Annotated in this window: 18 protein-coding genes; 6 read left to right on the forward strand and 12 right to left on the reverse strand. The window is 49.9% G+C overall.

Translation table 11 applies throughout. The annotated features are described in order from the left end of the window. The first annotated feature begins 505 nt into the window (after nucleotides 1-505). Nucleotides 506-2,494: a hypothetical protein gene (locus GK091_RS23650; protein WP_164043027.1), complete on the forward strand. Its 1,989-nt coding sequence runs from the start codon at nucleotides 506-508 to the stop codon at nucleotides 2,492-2,494. A 396-nt stretch (nucleotides 2,495-2,890) separates the two neighbouring features. Here the strand turns inward: GK091_RS23650 and GK091_RS23655 are convergent, their stop codons facing one another. After that, on the reverse strand, nucleotides 2,891-3,925 hold the full coding sequence (locus GK091_RS23655) for a transglutaminase domain-containing protein (RefSeq protein ID WP_164042661.1): 1,035 nt from the start codon (nucleotides 3,923-3,925) through the stop codon (nucleotides 2,891-2,893). Between the two features lie 33 nt (nucleotides 3,926-3,958). Between GK091_RS23655 and GK091_RS23660 the strand changes: the two genes are divergently transcribed. After that, on the forward strand, nucleotides 3,959-4,465 hold the full coding sequence (locus tag GK091_RS23660) for a PPC domain-containing DNA-binding protein (RefSeq protein WP_164042665.1): 507 nt from the start codon (nucleotides 3,959-3,961) through the stop codon (nucleotides 4,463-4,465). A 61-nt stretch (nucleotides 4,466-4,526) separates the two neighbouring features. Here the strand turns inward: GK091_RS23660 and GK091_RS23665 are convergent, their stop codons facing one another. The 3 genes from GK091_RS23665 to GK091_RS23675 all read right to left on the reverse strand — a co-directional run bounded on the left by GK091_RS23665 (nucleotide 4,527) and on the right by GK091_RS23675 (nucleotide 7,058). Continuing rightward, a complete protein-coding gene (locus GK091_RS23665; RefSeq protein WP_164042667.1) occupies nucleotides 4,527-5,123 on the reverse strand; it encodes a bifunctional nuclease family protein in 597 nt (198 codons plus the stop codon). Nucleotides 5,124-5,248: 125 nt separating this feature from the next. After that, complete coding sequence (locus GK091_RS23670) at nucleotides 5,249-6,211, reverse strand: electron transfer flavoprotein subunit alpha/FixB family protein (RefSeq protein ID WP_164042669.1); 963 nt, start codon at nucleotides 6,209-6,211, stop codon at nucleotides 5,249-5,251. 109 nt (nucleotides 6,212-6,320) lie between these two features. Next, nucleotides 6,321-7,058, reverse strand: a complete 738-nt coding sequence (locus GK091_RS23675) for an electron transfer flavoprotein subunit beta/FixA family protein (RefSeq protein WP_164042671.1) — start codon at nucleotides 7,056-7,058, stop codon at nucleotides 6,321-6,323. A gap of 202 nt (nucleotides 7,059-7,260) precedes the next feature. Between GK091_RS23675 and GK091_RS23680 the strand changes: the two genes are divergently transcribed. Next, nucleotides 7,261-7,584 (forward strand): tetratricopeptide repeat protein, encoded by a 324-nt coding sequence (locus tag GK091_RS23680; protein ID WP_164042672.1) that lies wholly within the window; start codon nucleotides 7,261-7,263, stop codon nucleotides 7,582-7,584. 65 nt (nucleotides 7,585-7,649) lie between these two features. Here the strand turns inward: GK091_RS23680 and GK091_RS23685 are convergent, their stop codons facing one another. Then, complete coding sequence (locus tag GK091_RS23685) at nucleotides 7,650-8,459, reverse strand: hypothetical protein (RefSeq protein ID WP_164042674.1); 810 nt, start codon at nucleotides 8,457-8,459, stop codon at nucleotides 7,650-7,652. 374 nt (nucleotides 8,460-8,833) lie between these two features. On the opposite strand from GK091_RS23685, the gene GK091_RS23690 reads away from it, so the two are divergent. The 3 genes from GK091_RS23690 (at nucleotide 8,834) to GK091_RS23700 (ending at nucleotide 11,900) form a co-directional block, all read left to right on the forward strand. Continuing rightward, nucleotides 8,834-9,661 carry a WecB/TagA/CpsF family glycosyltransferase gene (locus GK091_RS23690; protein ID WP_246202366.1) on the forward strand — a complete coding sequence of 276 codons (828 nt, stop codon included), beginning with the start codon at nucleotides 8,834-8,836 and terminating at the stop codon, nucleotides 9,659-9,661. A 51-nt stretch (nucleotides 9,662-9,712) separates the two neighbouring features. Continuing rightward, complete coding sequence (locus GK091_RS23695) at nucleotides 9,713-10,633, forward strand: glycosyltransferase family protein (RefSeq protein ID WP_164042677.1); 921 nt, start codon at nucleotides 9,713-9,715, stop codon at nucleotides 10,631-10,633. A 61-nt stretch (nucleotides 10,634-10,694) separates the two neighbouring features. Next, nucleotides 10,695-11,900, forward strand: a complete 1,206-nt coding sequence (locus tag GK091_RS23700; protein WP_164042679.1) for a glycosyltransferase family 4 protein — start codon at nucleotides 10,695-10,697, stop codon at nucleotides 11,898-11,900. Here the strand turns inward: GK091_RS23700 and GK091_RS23705 are convergent, their stop codons facing one another. Genes GK091_RS23705 through GK091_RS23735 form a run of 7 tightly spaced genes read right to left on the reverse strand, consistent with a single transcriptional unit; the run spans nucleotide 11,901 to nucleotide 19,948 of the window. Then, entirely contained in the window at nucleotides 11,901-12,587 is a 687-nt protein-coding gene (locus GK091_RS23705) for an acyltransferase (protein ID WP_164042681.1), read from the reverse strand. It abuts the gene before it with no gap. Then, nucleotides 12,584-13,510: a glycosyltransferase family 2 protein gene (locus GK091_RS23710; protein WP_164042684.1), complete on the reverse strand. Its 927-nt coding sequence runs from the start codon at nucleotides 13,508-13,510 to the stop codon at nucleotides 12,584-12,586. Before GK091_RS23710 ends, GK091_RS23705 begins: the two co-directional genes overlap by 4 nt. Beyond that, on the reverse strand, nucleotides 13,507-14,862 hold the full coding sequence (locus GK091_RS23715; protein WP_164042686.1) for a hypothetical protein: 1,356 nt from the start codon (nucleotides 14,860-14,862) through the stop codon (nucleotides 13,507-13,509). Before GK091_RS23715 ends, GK091_RS23710 begins: the two co-directional genes overlap by 4 nt. Continuing rightward, nucleotides 14,855-15,547: an acyltransferase gene (locus tag GK091_RS23720; RefSeq protein WP_246202367.1), complete on the reverse strand. Its 693-nt coding sequence runs from the start codon at nucleotides 15,545-15,547 to the stop codon at nucleotides 14,855-14,857. The genes GK091_RS23715 and GK091_RS23720 overlap by 8 nt, the downstream gene beginning before the upstream one ends. Further along, nucleotides 15,540-16,919 carry a lipopolysaccharide biosynthesis protein gene (locus GK091_RS23725; RefSeq protein ID WP_164042688.1) on the reverse strand — a complete coding sequence of 460 codons (1,380 nt, stop codon included), beginning with the start codon at nucleotides 16,917-16,919 and terminating at the stop codon, nucleotides 15,540-15,542. Before GK091_RS23725 ends, GK091_RS23720 begins: the two co-directional genes overlap by 8 nt. Before the next feature lie 5 nt (nucleotides 16,920-16,924). Further along, nucleotides 16,925-17,581 carry a sugar transferase gene (locus GK091_RS23730; RefSeq protein WP_164042690.1) on the reverse strand — a complete coding sequence of 219 codons (657 nt, stop codon included), beginning with the start codon at nucleotides 17,579-17,581 and terminating at the stop codon, nucleotides 16,925-16,927. Between the two features lie 12 nt (nucleotides 17,582-17,593). Next, on the reverse strand, nucleotides 17,594-19,948 hold the full coding sequence (locus GK091_RS23735; protein WP_164042692.1) for a GumC family protein: 2,355 nt from the start codon (nucleotides 19,946-19,948) through the stop codon (nucleotides 17,594-17,596). Nucleotides 19,949-19,952: the final 4 nt, after the last annotated feature.

Raw genomic sequence — 19,952 nt, forward strand, 5'->3', positions numbered from 1 at the left:
GGTCAAATACAATAGACTGTTATTCAAAAATAACATCTACATTTAGCCGATACACATAGTTGAGTAAGCCTGTAAAATAGGAAAAATCAGCTATCACTTTTGAGCGGACCATCCCACACCAATTTGTAGCAGTGTTCCAACGGACAAGGCTTCTTAGGAATCATAAAGCAATAGACTGACTGAAAGACGCTTGAGCAAATATTGCTTACTCGAAAGAAAGTGTCACAAGGAAAAGATAGTGATTTAAAGTGAATTCGGCGGTCTTTGTGATAAAGTTATGATAGTTTTGTGTGGCAAACGAAGTCTTTATTCGTCTCAGAACCACTTACAGAATATTGTAGCCTAGGCACTTGGCCAAAGAAGTAGTAAACCTGCTAGAAAAGCAGTCAGACCGTTCCATAAGTTTCTTTAATGGCTTTTGGGAGAATTAAAGTTTAGTTTGAAACATTGCGTCAAAATTAATTACGTACCTATGCGAACATTTATCCAACGACACCCCCTGCGGATGCTGGCTGGACTCGTGTTGCTGAGTTTTGCTGCCCCTTTTGGCACACAGGCCCAACAGGCTGACACTGTCCGGACTACCTCCGGGACAACAACGAATCAATCTTATCCGCGAGAGAATATCTATCGCCTGGGCAAAGGAGTTTTTACTGACACGTTACGTCGGGACGAATTCAAGGCTCAGGCTAGCGATGTTGCTGAGCTGGACGATTGCGATACCACATTCCAAACCTTTGTTCTAGTACGCCGACTCTCGCCCTGGCGTGTCGGCTTGTATGCTGGACCAAACTTCGCCTATTGCGGTACGTGGGAAAATACGTTTGGTCCTACCAAACGCGATAACACGCTGTATAACGGAGCTGGTTTCAACATTACAGCCAACATCGATTACTTCTTTACGCCGGCTACCCGTCGGTTCCGTATCGGTGTGGGAACTGCTTTTGGCTACCAGAACTATGTTACACGCGGCATCTATCGCGATTATCTCTATGGGCTGGCAGCAGCACAGGGTATCAATCGTGATCAGGTTACGATTCGCCAGCGTGCTTCTGAGGATATGTTCCTAACGGTTGGACCCGTTGTGACATTCACGATAGCCCGGAGCCGCAAGAATCCAGATGCAACGACGTTTATCGAAGCGGGTGCCCGTGGTGGTTTATTCCGTACCGAAGCGGCTACGATCTCTGCGTTCATTCCATCGCAGGGTGGGGTTATTCAAAGCGGACCACTTGTAGAAGGTGGTAGACTGATTCGCTCTGTTAACCCTAGTTCTAATCTGTACCACTTAGGTGCGATCGGAAATCTGGCCATCTTCTTCCCGATTGGACGGAACAATTGGAACATCGGTATTCAGGGACAGGGTTTCATCACCAAGCTGAACTACCTGATCGTAAACGGTCAGCAGGATGTATTGTATGAGTTCAAGCGTACCCACGGTGGGTTCAGTGCTGGTCTGGCAGTTCGTAAAGGATTTGTTCAGAAAAAGCTGATCCCAAAAACACCAACGGTTTGTCCAACTTGCGATTCTATTCCAGAACTACGCGTACAGTTCAACGGCAACTCGCTCAAAGGTGTATCGCTGGCCTATGTTGATAGCACGAACGCTCAGCAACTGCCTCCAGTTAATACTTCAGCAACCGCTCCTGTTATCAGCTGGCGTAGTACGACACCGAACCCAAAGAACGAAACCTTTACGGCTCGTTTGTACTATCGTCCGGATTCGGTAGTTGCTGGTGCATCGGATCAGGTGATCGCTCAGTTAGAGAACACGACCGACACAACGCTGACGTTCCCGACCACTTACTTCTCGAATGGTCAGGCAAACCCAGGGTTCTACTACGTAACGGTTCACAATCGTCAAACGGCTAAGTGTGGTTCCTGCATGAGTGAGGTAGCAACAACAAGCTTCTCAGTTATTCGTCCGAAAAACACTATTGCTGAGTGCGAATACCGTCACAAACTGGAGCGTCTGGAAGTATACTACCGTACGCCGTACACACGTGAAGTGGCTAATGTTTGCTACTGTAACGGAACGATCACATCAGTTGGTGACACCGTTACCCGCTTACGCTACCGTGGTCTGAACCGTCGTCTAGCAGGCAGCGCAATCGAGTTCGATACGAACACCGTTATCTTGAACCTGCGTGATCTGCCAGGTGGTCTGGCTCAGCAGCTACAGGCTGAAAAAGCTAAAATTGAAAGCGGTAACGCAATTCGCTACAAGGGTCGCCGGGTACGTCCACAGGTTCAGTACTTCCGCGCCGTATTCACTGTCACGAAACTGCCTTGCAACGGTCAGCCTGAGCAACCAGTGGGTAGCTTCAACACGACGATTAGCGACAACAGCTACTCGATCACTGACTTGAAGCCACTGACGGATGAGCAGAAAGCGAAATTGCTTGCTCCTCCTGCACCCGTTAAGAAAAAAGCAACCCGTCGTCGGGCTGGTAACAGCGGACGTCGTTCAGATGCAATGTTCGGTGTAGAATAGTCAAAGCACTAAAACCAAAAAAGCCGGGAGCCAACGCTTCCGGCTTTTTTGGTTTAACAGTGAACTAAAATCAGTCACTAGATCGAAAGGACAGAAGAAGGTATTCATACGCTCGTTGATGGCAGCCTCACTATCCGAGTTCAGCTTGATCTGGCTTCTGTGTTTAGGAGGTAAGAACGAGCAGGTGTTGTTTGCATTTAATAGGCCTTATTTCCCGGATTCGGCGTATTAAATACAAATACCATTCGTTCTGCCAGAACTCTTAACGTACTAGTCACAAGGTCAGCAAACAAAAGACCCCGATAGAACATCAACGCGATCGCGAATTTGTTCTATCGGGGTCTTTTGTACAGATGAGATAATCCCCTTGTCGGTGGATTACTTACAGCAAACAAGCTAGCTTTTAACTACTGTAAACGAAGCAATCCCTTCGTACGATTTTACGCGTTCTGAACGGGGGCCTTTCGACTTAGCGAAAATGTACAATGTAGAGTTTCCCCGTTGCGAAACGGGAACGGATAGCTGATAAGTACTGCCTGACCGACGGATAGTGACAGGGAGATCAGTAGCCGTTGAGCCACCCTGCCGACCCATGGAACATAAGAACTCAACCTCGCTGTCATTTTGCAGCGATACAGTAAGAACGTCATTGGTACGAATTAATCCTGTTTTGGGAAAGTCCGGATCGAATCCCAGCCGAAAATAAGCATCGTACACCTTAGGGAACTGATCAAACTGTGTTTTACTAACAGTCGGATTTAACAGCTGCCAACGTGGATCAGTCGGAAAATGGTTAGCGGCAAAAGCAGCTGGTTCGGTTAGAAAGAAAAAATCGTTGGGGCGAAGTTCGCCATCGGGACCCGGTTTCGCCGTTGTTTGTGCCCAGGCAATATCGAGCAGATACCACTCGCCGTCGAGATTAACCGCGTTCCACTCGTGATCGACACGCTGAATAGGCTGGCCTGCCTCGCTGTCATTGGTTCGTGAGTACCCTTTTATGGTAACGACCGGAATGCCGGTGCGACCTAATAGGTGTTTGAACAGGAGCGAAAAACCCGTACACACGCCTTTACGGTCTCGTAAGACCCGATTGGCATACTCCACTTCTGATGAATATTTACGACCGCTGAACGTCGATTCATCGTAACGAACATGGGATGTAATCCAGGCGTATACCGAGCGCGCTTTTGCCAATTCCGTCTTCGCGGGTGATGTCAAATAATCACTCAGCGTGTTCAGATTCTTGGCTGCGGACTCGGGGGCGTTCTGTGCGTACCTGTCAATTGTGCTATAGTCAATAGCAACAAATTTTGATGGCCGCGGAATACCCGGTCCGGGTTGACTGGGAACTGTTAGAGCCGTGCTGAAAAATAAAAGGAAAAGGGCCATGCCGGTAGCAAACCGCCGTGACCGAATTGTGTAATTTTGCATACCTCGATTCTGTCTCACACGTTGATAACACAAATGCGAAGTTTTTTATTGCTGATCGTTTTCTATTGGTTTATGCTAATACCTGATGCACAATCGCAACCTGTTCCGTCTACTATTGCCGCCGTTAGCAGCACCATGTTTACCTACTCGTTTCGTCTGAGACCCGGTCAGGATCTGAAGAAGGAATTAGACGCGTTGGTGCAACGAGAGCGGATCGGTGCCGGGGCACTGTTGACCTGTGTTGGCAGCCTGACGGATGTAACGTTACGGTTGGCGAACCAGGAGGGGCCAACCGTCTGGAAGGGTCATTTCGAAATTGTATCGCTCGTGGGGACGCTTTCGTTGAACGGCAGCCACATCCATATGTCAGTTTCGGATTCGACGGGCCGAACACTTGGCGGACATTTGCTGGAAGGATGTAAAATCTACACGACCGCTGAACTGGTGATTGGGGTGATGGCTGATCTGGATTACGTCCGGGAAACGGACCCGGCCTTTGGTTACAAGGAACTGGTAGTGAAAAAACGCAGGAAAAAATAAGTACCCCTGTTAACGACAAAAGCCATCCCGCAAGATGGCTTTTGTTCTGTATGTACTTTGATTAGTTGCGCTTACTCATTTCGTCCCGAATCTTGGCGGCACGTTCGTATTCTTCGTTGCCTAAGGCTTCTTCAAGCATACGCTGTAGTTCTTCGGACGATGCGTTTTTCAGCTGATCACCAAACGAGCGGGCTGACGAGCGACTCGATGAACGAACTAGTTCTTCCTGTTCTTCCTCCTCATCGTTCGAACTGGCAGTAATACCGGCTTCGGATAAGATCGACTCGTTCGTATAAATAGGTACGTCGAACCGAATGCCGATTGCAATGGCATCGGACGGGCGAGCATCAATAACCGATTCACGAACACCGTCGAAGCAAACTATCTTTGCGAAGAAGATGCCTTCGCGCAAATCAGAAATTACGATCTCACGTACCGTAAATTTGAATTGCTCGGCAAACTGCTTGAACAAGTCGTGCGTCATCGGCCGGTTTGGCACAATCTTCTCGATTTCGATGGCAATAGCCTGCGCTTCAAACATGCCAATAATGATCGGTAACCGTCGGTTACCGTATTCTTCACCTAGTACCAAAGCAAACGAGCCCGATTGCGACTGGCTGGGTGAAAGTCCTAATATTTCCAGCTTAATCTTATCCACGGTGCGAATTTAGCAATTTTTAGGCGTCTGTCGTCTGTCAAAAGCCGTCAGTAATCGTAAGTTTTTAAGAAAACTATTCACCAGTGACTTTTGATCAGTCACGACGAACCACAAATGGCCCTAACCTACAACGCCTTCACCGCTTTTGTCAGGCGTGGCAGTACATCGAATACGTCGCCGACGATGCCATAATCCGCTGATTTGAAGAACGGTGCTTCGGGATCTTTATTGATAACAACGATTACCTTCGAGGAGTTTACGCCCGCCAGGTGTTGTATCGCGCCCGAAATACCACAAGCTATGTACAGATTTGGACTGATTTTCAGGCCAGTTTGTCCAACGTGTTCAGCGTGTGGGCGCCAATCCAGATCCGAAACGGGTTTTGAACAAGCTGTAGCCGCGTGCAGAGCCTGTGCCAACTCTTCCACGATGCCCCAATTTTCGGGTCCTTTAAGACCACGACCTGCCGATACAACCAGATCCGCTTCGGGAAGCAACACATCGCCCGACGCTTTTTCGGTACTTTTGACGGAAATAGCAAAATCAGCGTCGTTTAGCGATGGGCTGAATGAGTCAACCGGAGCTGTTGCTTCTGTTTCTTCGGGCGTGATCGTGTTCTTGCGGATTGCCAGAATTTTTATGTCAGCTTTCAGCTCATTAAAGGCGAACGCTTTGCCGGTGTAAATGCTGCTCTTCACCCGGAATCCGTTTGACAGATCAGGTAATTCGATAACATTCGCTGCCAGACCCGCCTTCAATTTTCCGGCCAGACGGGCCGTCATGGCATCGGCCAGTGACGATTTTGCCAGCACAATCACCGTCGAACTTTCCTGCTGAGCGGCTGCGGCTACAACGGTAGCATAGGCCATGCCATTGGGCTCGTTGAGCCTGGCATCGGCTGCGTGAAGTACTTTGGTAGCACCGAAGCGCCCAGCCGATGCCAATTCGCTATCGTCGGCAGCACCGATGATGATGGCGGTTGCCGATGTGCCGGTTTGCTCAGCAACTTTAGCACCATAAAATAGGGCTTCCTGAGACGATTTCTTGATTTTACCTTCGTCTAATTCAGCAAATATGAGGACAGACATGTTCGTAGGAGTTAGAAGCTGTACACAGTAACTAGCTGTCAGAACGTCGTTGCAATAGGAATACAAGCGACGTCACGACCAGGCGAGTCGAAACGTGTACCGCCTGATATTAGATGATTTTTGCTTCGGTACGCAGGAGTTGAATAAGCGTTTCGGCTTCGTCGGCCTTGATCATTTTGACCGCACCCCGTGGTGCCGGAAGTTCATAGCTGGCAACCGTAGTGAGTTTGTCGGTACCCGTTGGTTCAACCAATCTAAGGGGTTTTGTCCGTGCGGTCATAATGCCCCGCATGTTGGGGATCTTCCATTCGGCAATTGGCTCCTGACAACCCAAAACCAGCGGCAGTTTCGCTTCCAGCTGCTCCTTTCCACCCTCAATCTCACGGGTGATCTTCGCGGTATCGCCATCGATGTCCAGTTGCATAACGGGCGAAATAGACGGTATACCCAGCATTTCACCCACGATACCGTGTACCTGTCCACCATTGTAATCGATGGATTCACGGCCCATCAGAATCAGGTCATAGCTTGTTTCTTTGGCGATTGCCGCGATTTGTTCGGCTACGAAATAAGCGTCGGTTGGTTCGGCGTTCACCCGAATGGCATCGTCGGCACCGATGGCCAGACATTTCCGGATAACCGGCTCGGCATCCGCTTCGCCCACGTTGAGAACGGTTACCGACGCGCCCATTTTTTCTTTCAGTTCAACGGCCCGTGCCAGCGCATAGTCGTCATAGGGGCCGGTGATGAATGTCACCCCTGCCTTGTTCAATTTGGTGTTATTGTCCGTGAAGGCAATCTTGGTGGTGGTGTCGGGAACACTCGTCACGCACACTAAAATTTTCATGCTAATTGGGGTTTTGTTGAAGGTACTTTGGATAGCCGTGGCTATGGTGCAATCAGGTAACTGGGCACTTCCGAAACTAACAAGGAATACAAACTTACTCGCTCGATTACCTGATGAACCACAACCAAATTCCTAACTTGGCGGCTAAATTACAAACAGTCTTCACTAAAAGTATGCAAGCATACTATTTTTTTATTGACGAATGAACAACGAACGTATCCAACAATTAATTCGATTTGTGCAGGAAGAACCTAATGAGCCATTTAATATTTATGCGCTGGCTATGGAATTTCTAGGCAGTAAACCTGATCAGGCAAGAATTTATTTCGATCAATTACTGGCTGAACATCCGGATTATTTGCCGACGTATTATCATGCAGCAGCCTTATACGCTGATCTTGATAAACGGGACAAAGCCGCAGCGCTATACGAAAAAGGCATCAACCTGGCTCGGAAGCAGACTAACCAGAAAACCCTTCAGGAGTTGCAACGGGCGCAACAGGCGTTTGACGATGACGAAGAATAACAGGTAAAAACAATGCCGCAACTATGGATAGCTGCGGCATTGTTTTTAAAATCTGTATTGAGACGTCAACGTCGGTTACGTTTTGTTTGCGTAATGAATGCCTGCTTGAACAGAATCGGTACTGTTGTCTGCTGTTCAGGTAGTTCATACGTCATGGCCAGATAAGTTGCCTTTGCCACCTTAGGCATAAAAACAAAACCCCGAACGGATTCACCGGGTGCGAGCGTGTTTGCTTTCAGGGCTAATTCCCGCCAGCGGTAGTCTTCGTAGTCGTAACGTTGCATCCGATCGGCAAAGGTGCTGTGATCGATGGCGCGTTTGACCGCAATTCCCTGATAGGCCAGGTAGTGTCCAGCCCGATTGTTGGCAAACTCCCGATAAGACCGGCTGCTACCGGATGACGACACATCGGAAGCGATAGCGGCTACCATTAGGACCGTATTGAAAATCTTAGCTCGCTTCAGACGTTGCTCTTCCTGTTTCCGCTTTAGCTTTACCCGACCGGCCTCATACGCCGGGTCGGCGGCTGTGCGGGTAAGGGCAAGACCGGTGTTGTTGGGGTCAGGGAGGGTATCCTGGGCTGCACCAAGCCCAACAAAGTGAAAATCGGCTGGATTAACTTGAATTGGATGATCGGTGCGGTTCTTAACTTCAATATCCAGGGTGATGAATTCCATGTCTTCCCGCTCGAAGGAAGCCACAACGCCCACACCATTTTGCTCAGCCTTCGTAACTGGGCGACCATCAATCATGGCAACATCGCCCGAAACGGGTTTGAGATCGTAAGACGTCGTGATCGTTGGGGCACAACTGCTCAGTGAGCCGACGAGAAAGCCGACGACGATCACCGCATTAAAAGTGGAAAGATGCCTCATAGCCAGAAAGTTTAAGCCATAAAAAGTATTTTGCCAGCCGTAAAGTTACATAGCAGAATGGTTTCGTACTGTCTAAACCAAATTTACTTTTTACCGGCTGTCAATCAATACGACCGTTGAGTAGAAAAGATAGAATAGCTAGGGGTAAGCTGACAAATTAACCTCCTTCGGACGCGTACCAGCGCCAATCACATCGACTCAGTTCATAGTTAATAAAGCAATTAGAAATCTACTATTGGTGTAGCTATAATTAGCTGTTCGTGTAATAAAAGTTACTTGCCTTTTTTGATGCGCGTCTAAGCGGAGAGCGAAGTGAATGGGGAGTTCGATCGGGCTATTTCGTCGCTAACTCTATCTTTTTTCCCGTGCATCGTATGTCCGTTAATACCCAGCAATGGTCTTCTATGACAGCCAATCAGGACGAAAGGCTTCATAAATCAGCGTCGGTCTTACTGCGGGAGTCAGTAATCAGTCTCAATCTTACCCTTCAGACATATGACGCGTTCATTCAGGATGTTTTACGAGTTGCCCGTCTGCGTAAATCAGCCTACTGTTGCTTTGCCAACGTACACATGCTGGTGGAGGCTAGGCACGACAGAACGTTTGCGCAACAGGTGAACAAGGCTACCTGGATAACGCCCGACGGCGTTCCGTTGCGTTGGGCGCTGCGGGCTTTCTACGGAATTAAACAGGAGCGTATTACAGGGCTTGATGTACTCCCCACGTTGCTTGCTGAAGCGGCACGGCAGCAGTTGCCGGTGTACTTCTATGGTAGTTCATCGGATGTGTTGACGCGATGTGCGGCCTTCTGCGCAAACCATCATCCGACCTTACGCATCGTGGGCCATTATGCTCCACCCTTCCGGCCCCTGCATCCCGACGAAGAGCAACGCGTAGTCGACGAAATTACAGCTTCCGGGGCTGCGTTGGTGTTTGTCTCCCTCGGGTGCCCAAAACAGGAGAAATGGATGGCTGCCATGTCTGCCCAAATACCAGCCGTACTGCTGGGCATTGGTGGAGCCTTGCCCGTGCTGATCGGTGATTTCAGGCGGGCTCCCCACTGGATGCAGCAGTGGGGTTTAGAATGGCTTTTTCGGCTTGGTCAGGAGCCACACCGGTTAGTGAAACGATACGTCGTTACGAATCTATGGTTTATCTATTATTTCCTGCGCCAACTTGCCCGGCAGCCTGGTCGGTCATGAACTTACAGAAATTCACAATCCGATCTACCTCACCTGCTGCTCCCTGCTCTCATGCCTGCTCCGGTTATTCTCTTTGCCTTTAAACGTGCTCACGAACTGCAACGGACGCTTGCTGCACTGCAAGCTAATTACCTGGCTGCCCAGACTGAACTCTATGTTTTTGTCGATGGGCCCCGGTATGCTCACGAGGTAGGTAAGGTCGAAGCGGTTCGGGCTGTCGTGGACACTATTCGCGGGTTCAAAACGATTCATCGGTTTTACAGCAGAAGCAACATCGGTTGTGCCGACTCGATCATTGCCGGGGTAACGCAGATTCTACAGCATCATTCGACGGTGATTGTCCTCGAAGACGACATTGTGACAACGCCTAATTTCCTGAATTTTATGAACCAGTGCCTCGGTCACTACGCCGGCGTACCGAACGTTTTTTCCATAGGAGGCTATACGTTCCCCTTCAGGCAACCGGACGATTATGCCGTCGACGGGTATTTTTTTCCAAGAACCTGCGCATGGGGATGGGCTATCTGGGCCGATCGCTGGCAAGGTGTCGATTGGGCACTGACTGATTTTGACGATTTTATGGCTGATCCCATTGCCCGACGACAGTTTAATGCCGGTGGAAGCGATCGGGTCCGAATGTTGCAACGGGCGAAAAGTCGGGAGATTGATGCCTGGGATATTCGACTGTGTTACAGTGCGTTCAAGGCCGGGGGACTGACGATTTATCCGACAGTTTCCAAAGTGCTCAACATTGGCATTGACTCACCCGACTCAACCACGGAAATCGTCTATGACCGCTATCGACCTGTTTTGGACAGCGGGCAGCAAACGCAGTTTACGCTTCCAAAACAGGTACAGCCTCACCCCACTTACGATCGACGCTTTCGGTGGAAATTCAGCGTTCCGGTGCGGGCATGGAATAAACTGCTGACCTATAGTATACCGTTTTTTCGGGTTGGCGTGCGGTCATAAACCAGTCAGTACCCGTCTCTATCAGGACTTGTTCAATCACAATCACTACACCTGCCGAATCATGCGCGTATTACTGATCCACAACTATTACCAGCAGGGGGGAGGAGAGGACACAGTCTTCGAGCAGGAGATTAATCTGCTTCGCGACAACGGCGTTACCGTAGAAACATTGATTTTTGATAACGACAGTTTCGACGGAACCCTGGTAGGTAATGCGCTGTCGGCGGTCAGGTCACTCTATAATACCCAATCAGCTCGTCGGCTGGATCGGGTCATTCGCCAGTTTCGGCCAGATATTGTGCACATTCATAATCTGTTCTATACGGCCTCGGCAGCGGTAATCTGGATGGCCAAAAAAAGGCATCTTCCGGTCGTAATGACGTTGCATAACTACCGTCTGGTCTGCGTCAATGGGTTGTTGATGCGCGGAGGAATAACGCCCTGCGAAACCTGTCTGACTCAATTAGTGCCGCTGGCCGGTATCCGAAATGCCTGCTTTCGGGGCTCGATGGCACAGTCGGCTCATTTGTCGGCCATTACGTTACTTCATAAGGTGACAGGAATCTGGAAAAGTGTAGATCGGTTCATGGTCGTTACTGATTTTGCCCGGCAGAAAATACTCAGTTCATCGCTCAGGCTACGATCCGAACAGGTGTGTGTCAAGCCAAATTTTGTTGCTGATGCGGGGTACACAAACCCGGAAGAACGGGCTGATTTCTTTCTGTACGTGGGTCGGCTGACGGCAGAGAAAGGTATTTCGGTGCTGCTTCAGGCGGCTGAAAAAGAGGGGTTTCGGCTTGACATCATTGGTGATGGACCACTGATGGATGACGTCTTACGGGCGACTGAGCGTACGGCAACGATTCGATACCGGGGTAAACAACCTCGTGAAGTTGTACTGACTGCGCTTAAGAAATGCCGTGCCCTGATCGTTCCCTCGCTTTGGTACGAAGGGCTACCCACGGTAATTCTGGAGGCCTTCGCGTCTGCTACACCCGTCATTTGCTCGGACCAGCAGAATCTGAATCAGATTGTGAAAAATGGCCAGACTGGACTGCTGTTCAAGACGGGTGACAGTGCTGACCTGATCCGGGTTCTCCAGACGTTTACGTTGCATAGTGACCATCTTCATCACCTGGCTCAACAGGCGTACGATGAGTTTCTGACACGATACACGAAAACCGTCTCGTTCAAGGCAACGCTGGCCTTATACGAAGAACTGGTTGGTACTGTCAATGAAGCGGTTAGTGTGTTGGAAAACAGTTAGTTACTCTGTATCATAGATGCGTTCTTGCAACCAGTCGATGTTGCTTTTGATGACTTTTGCCGGAACGCCCGCAGCGATGGAATGACTCGGAATGCTTCGGGTGACAAGTGCATTGGTACTGATAATAGAGTTATGGCCAATTGTTACCCCCTTGAGAATGACAGCGTTGAATCCTACCCAGACGTGATCTTCGATCGTGACGTTCTGCGCGTAATTGATCCGCTGTCCAGTTTCGGTGCTGAGGATACTGTGCGAATCGCCGGTTCGTACGTCGATGCCCGCTGAAAACAGGCAACCGTTTCCTATCGTGATGCGTTTATGGGGCTCCGTTACGGCCAGATGGGCCGACTCGATGGTGGTATTGTCGCCAATGCTAATCTGGCAGTCCGAATCCTCAAACCAAACGCTCCCCCCTTTATACTTACTGTTGGCCCCGATCTGTAGCCGGTGATTGTCACCCCTGATGTAAATCATCATGTTCGATAGGCAGGTGCCCGGACCAACCTCGACCCGATTGTTATGACCAACAATATCGATCTTTACGCCTACGAAAACGCCTTTGTTGACGATTCGGTTGTTATTACCACGAATGGGCCTTGCCAGTCTGTTCTTCACTGCCAGCCAATGCTGGGCCAGAGTGTAAAGCGCTTGGTTGCTCTTCACGATCGATTTAAGGTTCTGTTTCATGGACTCATCTTTTTTGCGAACGAACTGGAATTACAGAGTGCGTATAAATGACCTCTTATTTGCCGAAGAGCATAGCCACCAATGATTCGAAGCATATCGAGGCCGAAGTAGAGGTACGTGTAGGGGGCCTGCTTCAGCGCAAAATGATAGCGAGTCTTCCAATTGATGGGTGATCTTGTCGCAGAGAGCGCCTGCCAGAATTGGTTCAGCGACATTGGTCTCATGACGTTTATCCCCGTCGCATCAGTGTACTCATGCACAACGCTTGCTGCGGAAATCACCAGTTGGAAGCCTGCTTTGCGGGCACTGACTGAAAAGTCCAGATCGGCCATGTGATGCTGAAAATGACTTTCATCGAAAAGACCGATCACATTGAATACGGGTAGAGGAATCAACATGCCCCGTCCCGGAAGACTTTCTGACACAAAATAAGAACCTGTCTTCGTCAGCAACGCGTAGCTATTGTTGAAGCGGGTATCGGCCCAGTTCTCAATGTTTGGGAAACGCAAATTCAGGTGCGTACCGGCGTAGAGCAGTCTTTGCGGTGCGTTGACATCAACCGATACGGAACCGACCAGGCAGGGCGCGTTCACCCTGTAAGCTGTTAATAAACTGGCTAAATAATCGGGCTGAATTTTCGTGTCATCGTTCAGGGTCAGGATAAAATCATCAGCACCGGGACTGAACGTATCGAGCACGTAGCGGATGCCGAGGTTTGTAGCGCCCGCCCACCAGAGTGACCCGGTGCCGGGCAGTACCACTACGTCCGGAAACTGTGCGCTAATGTGTTCGCTCGTGCCGTCAGTAGAGCCATCATCTACGACAACGACCCGTTGGTCGGTTAGCGTTTGCTGCGCCAGACAGGTCAGGCATCCCAGCGTCAATGCCCGCCGATTATGAACCGCAATAATGATGTAGATCATGGCATTGATGGCTGGGTATCTGTCAGCCTGCGACTTAGTTGCTTCACCAGTGCCAGTAGTCCGTATAGATACAGCAAAACGCACAGACAGCCGACCGTTACTGAGCTTTGACCGAATACCGTCAAGACAAGTAGCCCATAAACGGTGCTCAAAAAGACCAGTGTCGATTTCTTTGTCACCCACACCAGTCGGTACGAGAGGTAGCTGATGAGCCATCCGAAACAGGTGATAACGATCAAGCCGTAGAAGCCGTAAGCAAAATAGAGTTCGGAGGTTAGGCCCGTTCGAATACCCAGGGTGTTTTCTTCATCGAAGAGTTTCATAAACGAATAAGCACTGTCTTTATGGACTAATTCCGATTTGTCGAAACCCGCCAGCCGGAGCAGGAACGAATTGACAAAAGCCCCTACCGTGCTGGCTGCCAGATCGTAACCCGGAATCTCGCCCGGCTTAAATTCGTTGACCGCTCGTACATACTCCCGAAATTCGGCTCCCAGCGGAAACCCATCGCGCTGGAAAGGAGACTCGGTCGCGTTCCCTAATCGGATATTCTGCAACAGCACATACAGAAACACACCGCTGAACAGCATAATGATTGTTTTACGGTCGATGGTCAGTTCGCCCGCCATGAGCTTGTCATAGACGAAGATGGCCAGTAGTGATACCAGTAGATACAGCCGCTTGCTATCCGCCGACATGATAAGCATCGCCATTACCAGCATGACCAGCCAGATTAGCTTACCGCCCCGGCCCGTACTTTTCAGGAATTTATCGTATAACAAAACGGCTGACAGGCAGTTGAAAAAGCCAAAATTGTAGATGTACCCATAGGTTAGCCCATACATGGTATCGGTTACGTCTCCGCCGGAGAGAATGGGGATAAAGCCTACATTGCGTACAAAATCAAGAATCCAGATCAGCGGGAATGCGAGTATAATGTATTCGAACCAGGCCAGATCGTTGTAAAAAGGCCTGCCCACCGTCCGAACCTCCTCCGATAGCACGGGTATGTAGGTGTTGGCATCGTGCAACAGCATGCCCAGGCTCAAAAAGATCAGGAAAACCGTGTACACGATGCAGCCCTCGTCCATGGAAATATAGTACGGGTTGATAGCGAAATAGGTTAGAATTTTCAGCTCACCGACGTACAACCAGGCGATCCAAATGATCAGAAAGGCTTTGCTGTAGCGGTTCTTTAGCAGGAAAAGCACAACAATTGGGATGATAAGCATCGTGTGGCTCATCATAGACGGGTAGATGTAGTACTCGTTGTAGCCAAAGATAGACTTGTAGGCAAGCGGTGTCAGTTGGGCGAGCGTACAGCAGACGAGCATCAGTATGTTTCTACTCATAGGCGGGTTGGGCAGTGAGCGATCTGATCAATTGAGCGGGATTGCCGCCCCACAGCTGGTTGTCAGGCACGTTTCTTGTGACGACTGATCCGGCGGCAATGACGGCATCTTCACCGATGGTTACTCCTTTGAGAATGGTTACGTGGGAACCGATAAATACACGATCCCGGATGATGACGGGTGCCGTCTTCGCCAGGTTATTATCCTGAAAATTCGTTCGTTGTATCGAATCCAGCGTATGAAAGTCTGTATCGTAGATAACGGTGTTACCCCCAATGGTTACGTCGTTGCCAATGGTAATGGCATGATGACAAACTAGCGCCGTGCTGCTCATACCAACGCGATCGCCAATCTGAATGATGCCGCCCAGATCGGCAATGAAGAAGCTCGGTTGCTGCCGCCCGATTCGATTAAAATGTCGGCCACTGTTGACGTTGAACGATGAGCCGATGTTCAGCTGGCACCCATCGTTGATGTCAACTACCGGGATACCGTAGGTTCTCAAGCCGGGGCCATAGGTGACGTTATTAAGGTAAAAAATGATACGGGTTATCACCGCGCCCACAATCCGCCGACAGCGTCGCCACACAAAGCGAAGGGTTCGGAAAGCGAGTCGAATACAGGAGAAAATCATAGGCATACGCTGGCGAACAAGGAGGATCGAAGAAGCTGTCTTTTTAGGCATGAGCCTGATCGTTGATACGTCCCGACGACATAGAACGCATCAAATTTTTGTATTCGATCAGGCACAACAGAAGCAGAGCAACGTTCCAGATTGTACCCGCAATCACGACACTCGCCGGACCAACGTCAAGCCAACGGAACAGCGCAACGTTTACAAGTAGGTACAGGACCACACCAACCACCGACGCATACACCAGGGCGCGAATTTTGCCGGTTCCATTAATCAGAGAATTATAATTGCTCAGAAACAGAAAGCTGGCTACGTAGAACAGGAGGGAGACCGAAAGATCGTAGGGAATGTGGATTCGTGGACCAATCCAGAGGCTGAATACAGTGTTGGATGCCAGCAGCATCAAGACGCCCAGACCCGTCATACCAGCACTGATTCGGTTCAACTGGCGAAGGGTATGCTGTATCCACAATCTGTCCTGTTTCACGTACGCATCGGTAAACGCCGACCAGTAGGGCGTAATGATGATACTGTACAGTACTGTTATCACGCTAAAATACTTGTTGGCGATGCTGTAAGGCCCTACACGATCTGACCCCAGAAAGTAAGAAATAAACAGGCCACCCGACGTGAATACCAGAACGCTGACCAGCTGAAGAACAAAGAACTGGCCGCCCATGCTGAATAGCTCCCGGCTTAATGACAAGTCGACCGACGCGAAGTCGGGAGCAATATCGGCGTATGTCCGGGTGAAAAAATACAGCGAAATCAGGCTGAATACCGCAATGGGGATCAGGTTGTAAATGTGCGCAATGGTTACCAACGATTTGTCCAGATAACTGGCTCCAATATAGATGATAGCGATAGTAAGCAGGTTGATGATCAGCAAAATCCAGCTAACCAGTGCGGCTTTCTGATCGGCCAGTAAAATGGAATTGATTGGCTTGAAGAAAAGCTGAACGCTGAAGCTAACAAGGGTGTAGGTAATGATCCTATTGACCTGGTCCGGGTTGTCACTACGAATCGTCAGTAACGTTGTCCAGCTCAGATAATGGCCGATAAGTACAACCCCACCAATCAGCACTAATGCGATTATACCCGATAAGAAATAGATCGTGCTGACGTAGCTTCGGGCCGTTTTTGTGTCTCCGGTACTGAAAAACAAGACCAAACTGTTTCGTAGTCCGTTGCCGAAACTAACGTCAACCAGGCTGAACCAGGAGGTCATGAAGGTGATTGTCATCCAGATGCCGAAGTCACCAACGCTGACGTAACTGAGCGTAAGGGGTATGGTTAGAAAGCCGATCACGATACCCAGCCCTTTTACAAAAACGGACTGGAACACATTCTGATAGATAAGCAGACTGCGGGCACTGATGCCTCCAGACCTGGTAAATTTAGCGAATAATAAACCTGTTTTCATCGGTATCAGAAAGCGTCAGTATTTCCTGTTAGCATGGTAACCAGCGTTCGCAGGCAGATGGAAAAATCCAGGAGTACGGATGCCTTTCGAATGTAAAAACGATCATACAGCAAACGATGCTTCATTTTCAATGGGCTACTGGTTTCGCCCCGGCAGCCTCTAGCCTGTGCCAGCCCTGTGATGCCTGGTCGTACCTGATAGCGGGAAGGATAGTCCGGCATACTGAACCAGAACTCAGCATCAAGTTGAATAGGGTGGGGCCTGGGCCCGACAATGCTCATGTGGCCGAGCAGAACGTTCAGAAACTGAGGAAGTTCGTCAATGTTTGTGCGTCGCAGAAGTCGACCAATCGGGGTGACCCTTGTATCGTTTCTTGAGGCTTGCCGAAACGGATCGTTACCATCGGACCAATGCATCGTCCGGAATTTGAAACAGGTAAAGTGCCGTCCGTGCTGGCCCGAGCGGGTCTGCATGAATAGTGCCGGACCTCGCGAGGTGAGTACAATGGCTAGACTGATGAGTGGTATGAGCCAACTCAGCAGTAATAACGTAACAAGGCTGGCCACGACGAGATCAAATGCGCGTTTACCCGTATGAGCTGCTGACCCAACAACAAAGGGAGGCTTAACGCGGGCCTTGATAGGAAGGGGATCTAGAACCATAGCAAAGACACGTTAGGTATTGGAGAGTAAGCGGCTTAACAGCGTTTTTTTGCCGGTATCATGCTGGCTGTAGGCGTTGCCGGTCTGGCCGTAACTGTAATAGTTCGATTCGCCATCGCCTACGCCATTCAGGACAATGTTGAGCTTGTTGAACCGCTTTTCACGGTGTAACATCTCGATCAGTTTGAGGTAATTTCGGGGCGTTACATCGTGCCGGACGACATAAAGCGTAGCATCTACGTAGGGGGCAATGAGCTGTGCATCAGTAACTAAACCAATTGGTGGCGCATCGATTATGACGTAATTGAACCGTTCCCGTAGCTCCAGAATCAACTTCTCAAGCCGATTGCTGCTCAGCAATTCAGATGGGTTAGGCGGGAGCGGGCCGCTCCGGATGATGTAGTAGTTTTCGTTATCCTCAATGGGCTGAATCAGGGCATCGACGGTCGTTTCGCCAATCAGGTAGTTGCTTAGACCGGGCCCGTCGTCAAGATCCAGTGAATTACGGAGTTGTGGCTTACGCAGGTCCATTTCCAGAATCACCGTACGCGATCCGACCAGGGCAAGGCTAGCGCCAAGATTCAGGGAAAGAAATGATTTTCCCTCGCCGTTGATGCTGGATGTGAATAGCAGGACCTGACTACTCGTGCGGTTCTCGCGCAGAAAGCTGAGGTTGGTGCGTAAGGCCCGAATCTGCTCGGCAATGACCGAATGCATCCGTGACGACACGACCAGCGATTCGGGGGATCGTTTACGAACGATCTCACCCAGGATCGGTGTCTGCGTCTGTGCTTCTACGTCGGTTCGTTTGATCACCCGATTGTGAACCACGTCGCGGGTAGCAATAGCACCCGCAGGAATGAGCAAACCAACCAGCAGAAATAAAAAATAGGTCAGTGGCTGATTCGGTTTGGTCGGTTTTTCGTCACTGCGGGCAACGTCGATCAGGCGGGAGTCGGAAATCGTAGACGCAAAGGATACGGCGGTTTCTTCCCGCTTTCGCAGCAGATACGTGTACAGGTCGTTCTTGATGGCTTGCTGCCGGGTAATGTTCAGCAGGGTGCGTTCCTTGCTGGGAATGGTTCGGATCGTTCCTTCCATTTTCTGGTTGGTCCGAAGAAACTGATTCTGGGCTTTGGTTAATATAGACCGCATGGTGCTCACGTTCTCGGCCATGTGGGCTTTCACACTCCTGATTTGCGCATCAAGGGTCCGTAGCAACGGATTTTGTTCCGGAACGGTCTGCGCCAGGTCATTACGCTGGGCTTCCAGTTTAGTGGCGGTTTGAATCAGATTGATGAGTGTCGGGTCGCTTAGGCCCAGCGTGGCGGGTGTACCATTTCGATTGCCCGGCTGCTGGCGAATGTACTCTTCGATCTCGCGTAGCGCCCCCAATTGAACGGAAACCTGACTGAGTTCGGCGTCATTCCGCTGAACCGTTTCCAGAAATCCCTGCGCCTGGGTGGTCAGGTCGGTTATGCCATTATCGGATTTGTACTGCTCGACCCCTTTTTCAACAGATTCCAACTCACCCGCTACCAGTCGTAACCGATCTTCGATGAAGTTGAGCGTGTTGGCTGCTACCCGATTTTTATCCAGCACCGCAGCCTCGTTGTAAACATCGATCAGGCGATTCAGAATAGCTTCCCCCTTATCGGCGGTTCCGGTTTCCAGCGAAAGCATAATGACGGTGGAGGCTTTGCTGGTTGGTTCGGCTTTGAGTACCCTCAGGTAACCGTTAACGACTTTGGGCTCCCGGAGAACACGGATAAAGACGGGCTCAGTGGCCGCCGAAATAGCCTGACGCGGAAAGATGCGTAATCGCCCGTACGGCGTTTGAATGCTGGTGTTGACCGGGTAGGACTGTTCGCCGATTTGTACGGTCTTGGTATTAGTGAATGAAATTTTTATGGGAGTATCATCGCTATACAACCCAGGACTAGCCTGTTCGACAATCACGCGAACGGGCGACTGGCTATACACTTCCCGTTTACCGTACGGTGTATCCTGATAGTAGAACACGTTGAGGTGAAGCTGTTTCACAACCCGTCCCATCAGGGTGTAGGACTTCAAAACTTCAATCTCGTTTTCGACAACCTTTTTGGGCGCAAAGATTTCCAGCTCTTTGAGCATACTTTCCGAGTCCAGCCCCTTTTTTTCGTCTTTCACCAACAGACTTGCCTGACTTCGGTAGATAGGCTGCTGGTAGCGTAAGTAAACGAACGCGATGGCAAGCAGGACCCCAACCGATAACAGAAACCAGTACCAATGCTGTATATAACGCAGCAGTGTGGCCCGGAGATTGGTGTTGCCAACGTCCATGACCTGGTAAGGAACGTAGGAATAGTTCGATGACGTTGTTGCCATATAA

It is taken from the genome of Spirosoma agri (assembly GCF_010747415.1).
GTDB lineage: Bacteria > Bacteroidota > Bacteroidia > Cytophagales > Spirosomataceae > Spirosoma > Spirosoma agri.

Coding starts and splice junctions, on each gene's coding strand:
- GK091_RS23705 (WP_164042681.1), bottom strand. CDS start 12,587: ATGAAACAGAACCTTAAATCGATCGTGAAGAGCAACCAAGCGCTTTAC.
- GK091_RS23695 (WP_164042677.1), top strand. CDS start 9,713: ATGCCTGCTCCGGTTATTCTCTTTGCCTTTAAACGTGCTCACGAACTG.
- GK091_RS23680 (WP_164042672.1), top strand. CDS start 7,261: ATGAACAACGAACGTATCCAACAATTAATTCGATTTGTGCAGGAAGAA.
- GK091_RS23690 (WP_246202366.1), top strand. CDS start 8,834: ATGTCCGTTAATACCCAGCAATGGTCTTCTATGACAGCCAATCAGGAC.
- GK091_RS23660 (WP_164042665.1), top strand. CDS start 3,959: ATGCGAAGTTTTTTATTGCTGATCGTTTTCTATTGGTTTATGCTAATA.
- GK091_RS23730 (WP_164042690.1), bottom strand. CDS start 17,581: ATGGTTCTAGATCCCCTTCCTATCAAGGCCCGCGTTAAGCCTCCCTTT.
- GK091_RS23700 (WP_164042679.1), top strand. CDS start 10,695: ATGCGCGTATTACTGATCCACAACTATTACCAGCAGGGGGGAGGAGAG.
- GK091_RS23670 (WP_164042669.1), bottom strand. CDS start 6,211: ATGTCTGTCCTCATATTTGCTGAATTAGACGAAGGTAAAATCAAGAAA.
- GK091_RS23685 (WP_164042674.1), bottom strand. CDS start 8,459: ATGAGGCATCTTTCCACTTTTAATGCGGTGATCGTCGTCGGCTTTCTC.
- GK091_RS23710 (WP_164042684.1), bottom strand. CDS start 13,510: ATGATCTACATCATTATTGCGGTTCATAATCGGCGGGCATTGACGCTG.
- GK091_RS23715 (WP_164042686.1), bottom strand. CDS start 14,862: ATGAGTAGAAACATACTGATGCTCGTCTGCTGTACGCTCGCCCAACTG.
- GK091_RS23675 (WP_164042671.1), bottom strand. CDS start 7,058: ATGAAAATTTTAGTGTGCGTGACGAGTGTTCCCGACACCACCACCAAG.
- GK091_RS23735 (WP_164042692.1), bottom strand. CDS start 19,948: ATGGCAACAACGTCATCGAACTATTCCTACGTTCCTTACCAGGTCATG.
- GK091_RS23725 (WP_164042688.1), bottom strand. CDS start 16,919: ATGAAAACAGGTTTATTATTCGCTAAATTTACCAGGTCTGGAGGCATC.
- GK091_RS23720 (WP_246202367.1), bottom strand. CDS start 15,547: ATGCCTAAAAAGACAGCTTCTTCGATCCTCCTTGTTCGCCAGCGTATG.
- GK091_RS23655 (WP_164042661.1), bottom strand. CDS start 3,925: ATGCAAAATTACACAATTCGGTCACGGCGGTTTGCTACCGGCATGGCC.
- GK091_RS23650 (WP_164043027.1), top strand. CDS start 506: ATGCTGGCTGGACTCGTGTTGCTGAGTTTTGCTGCCCCTTTTGGCACA.